Origin of the sequence: Burkholderia sp. Ax-1720, from assembly GCF_011753035.1 — a bacterium.
Classification (GTDB): Bacteria; Pseudomonadota; Gammaproteobacteria; order Burkholderiales; family Burkholderiaceae; genus Burkholderia; species Burkholderia gladioli.
Map to the genome: position 1 here is coordinate 1 of NZ_VWWK01000346.1, position 2818 is coordinate 2818.

Here is a 2818-nt window from a genome sequence, read left to right on the forward strand (position 1 = left end):
GGCCGGCCAGGACCACGCCGAGGTGCAGGCCATGAAGGACGCGCGCTCGCGCGGCCACGACCTGCGCGGCGCGACCGTCTACGTGACGCTGGAGCCCTGCAGCCATTTCGGGCGCACGCCGCCTTGCCCGCTTGGCCGGATAGACGCGCGCCTGGCCCAGGTGGTGGTGGAGAGTGAGGGCCCGAACCCGGTGGTGCGCGATTCGACGCTGCGCGCGCCGGCCGACGGCCTGATCGCCAGCAGCCGCGCCAGCGCCGGCAGCGTGCCCGCGGCCGGCAGCGCGGTGTTCACCCTGATCCCGGGCGGCCGGCTCGAATGGCGGGCCCAGGTGGGGATGCGCGAGATCGCCGCGGTGCACGAGCGGCAGCAGGCCGTGATCACCGCGCCCGACGGCAGCAGCGTGGTCGGCACGGTGCGGCGCGTCTCGCCGCTGCTCGACCCGGCCACCCTCACCGGCATCGTCTATGTCGATCTGCCCGCCTCCTCCGCGCTGAAGGCGGGCGGCGTGGCCTCGGGCATCCTGGCCGGCGCGCCGGCCGAGGTGAGCACGCTGCCCGCCAGCGCGATCGTCACGCGCGACGGCTTCGACTACGCCTGGCGCGTCGACGACACGCACCATGTGCACGCGCTCAAGCTCAGCACCGGGCAGCGCCGCGACGGCCGCGTCGAGGTGCTGGCCGGCCTGCCGCCCGGCGCGCGCGTGGTCGAGCGCGGCGCCGGCCTGCTCGACGAGGGCGATCGGGTGGCGGTGGTCGAGGCGGGCGCGATGCAGCGGGCCGACGCGCGATGAACGTCTCCGCCTGGTCGATCCGCCGGCCGCTGCCCGCCGTGCTGCTGTTTCTCGCGCTGTGCATCGGCGGGCTGGTCGGCTTCGGTTCGCTGCCGGTCACCGAGCTGCCGGTGGTGGAGATCCCGCAGATCGTGGTCGATGCGCAGTGGCCCGGCACGCCGGCCGGCCAGGTCGAGCGCGAACTCACGCGCGTGATCGAGCAGGCGGTGGCCGGCACCGGCCGCGTGCGCCATGTGCTGTCGCAGGTCAGCGAGGGGCAGTCGCATACCACCATCGAATTCGAGCCCGAGCGCAAGCGCGCCGAGGCGCTCGACGCGGTGCGCGCCGCGGTGGCGCGCGTGCGCGATCGCCTGCCGCCGGGCGTGCGCGACCCGGTGGTGCGCGCCGACGGCACCGAGAACCTGATGTTCCTGCTGGTGGTGTCCTCCACGCGGCGCGACGCGCTCGACCTGAGCCGCTTCGTGGACACCGAGCTGAATCGCGCGCTGGCCGCGGTGCCGGGCGTGGGCAGCGTGAAGCGGCAGGGCGGCGCCGCGCGCGAGATCGAGGTCGGGCTCGACCCGGTCGCGCTGCGTGCCCTGCATCTGGATGCCGGCACCGTGGCCGGCCAGGTGGCCGGGCTGGTGGAGGACACCCAGGCCGGGCGCATCGCGCTGGACGGCACCGAGCGGCCCCTGCAATGGCGCGCCAGCGCCACCGGGGTGGCCGCGTTGGCCGACGCCAGCCTGTCGCTCAAGGAGGGCCGCGCGGTGCGCCTGGCCGATCTCGCCAGCGTGCGCGACACGGCGGCGCGGCCCACCGAGCTGGCCCTGCTCGACGGCCGCCCGGTGATCGGGGTGCAGGTGATGCAGCGCGAGGACGCCGACGAGACGCGCGCCGCGCGCGGCGTGCAGGCGGCCGTCGCCGCGCTGCGCGTCGCGCATCCGGACATCGCCATCGACACCTTCACCGACAACGTCGCCCCGGTCGACGAGGTGTACCGCCATGCGATGCGCGCGCTCTACGAGGGCTGCGCGCTCGCGGTGGTGGTGGTCTGGCTGTTCCTGCGCGACTGGCGTGCCACCCTGGTGTCGGCCGCCGCGCTGCCGCTGTCGGTGGTGCCCACCTTCCTGGTGCTGGCCTGGCTCGGCTTCTCGCTGAACCAGCTGACCATGCTGGCGCTGATCCTGGTGATCGGGGTGCTGGTGGACGATGCGATCGTCGAGGTCGAGAACATCGCCCGCCACCTGGCGATGGGCAAGTCGCCGCGGCAGGCCGCCTTCGACGCGGCCGAGGAAATCGGCATGGCGGTGATCGCCACCTCGCTGACCCTGGTCGCGGTATTCCTGCCGACCTCGTTCATGACCGGCACGGTCGGCCGCTACTTCATGCAGTTCGGCTGGACCGCGGCGGCGGCCGTGCTGGTCTCGCTCGGCGTGGCGCGCCTGCTGACCCCGGCGATGGCCGCGCGCTACCTGCGCCCGGCCGCGCATGCGCCGCGCGAGGGGCGCCTGATGGCGCGCTACCTGAAGGCGGTGAACTGGTGCCTGGGCCATCCGTGGCGCTGCGCGGCCGGCGGCCTGGTCTTCGTGCTGGTCTCGGTGGCCGCGCTGGCCGCGCTGCCGCAGAGCTTCTTTCCGCAGGAGGACGGCACGCAGATCATCGTCGACGTGGCGAGCGATCCCGGCAGCGGCCTGGCGGCCACGCGCGAGGCGGCCGAGGCCGCGCGCCGCGCGAGCGCCGGCATCGACGAGATCGCCTCGGTCTACACCACCGTGGGCGCGGCCGGCGACGCCGGCGCGGCGGACACCGCCAGGCTGACTCTCGCGCTGAAGCCGTTCGCCGAGCGCAAGCGCAGCCAGACCGAGATCGAGGAACTGCTGCGCCACCGGTTCGCGCTCGTGCCCGGCGCGCGCGTGACGATCGACGACAGCCGGGCGGCGCGCTCCACCGCCGTGGTGCTGGCGGGCCGCGACGGCGCGGCGCTCGATGCGGCCGCGCGCGAGGTCGAGCGCGCGATCCGCCTCGCGCCGGGGCTCGGCTCTGTCA

General features: G+C 75.1%; 2 protein-coding genes. Both read left to right on the top strand.

Annotated elements, in window-relative coordinates; all coding sequences use genetic code 11:
* Positions 1-790, top strand: a 790-nt coding sequence (locus F3J18_RS36440) for an efflux RND transporter periplasmic adaptor subunit (protein ID WP_166916992.1), incomplete at its 5' end; no start/stop codon positions are given.
* A partial coding sequence (locus F3J18_RS36445; protein WP_166916994.1) for an efflux RND transporter permease subunit occupies positions 787-2818 on the top strand: 2032 nt, incomplete at its 3' end. The genes F3J18_RS36440 and F3J18_RS36445, both read left to right, overlap by 4 nt.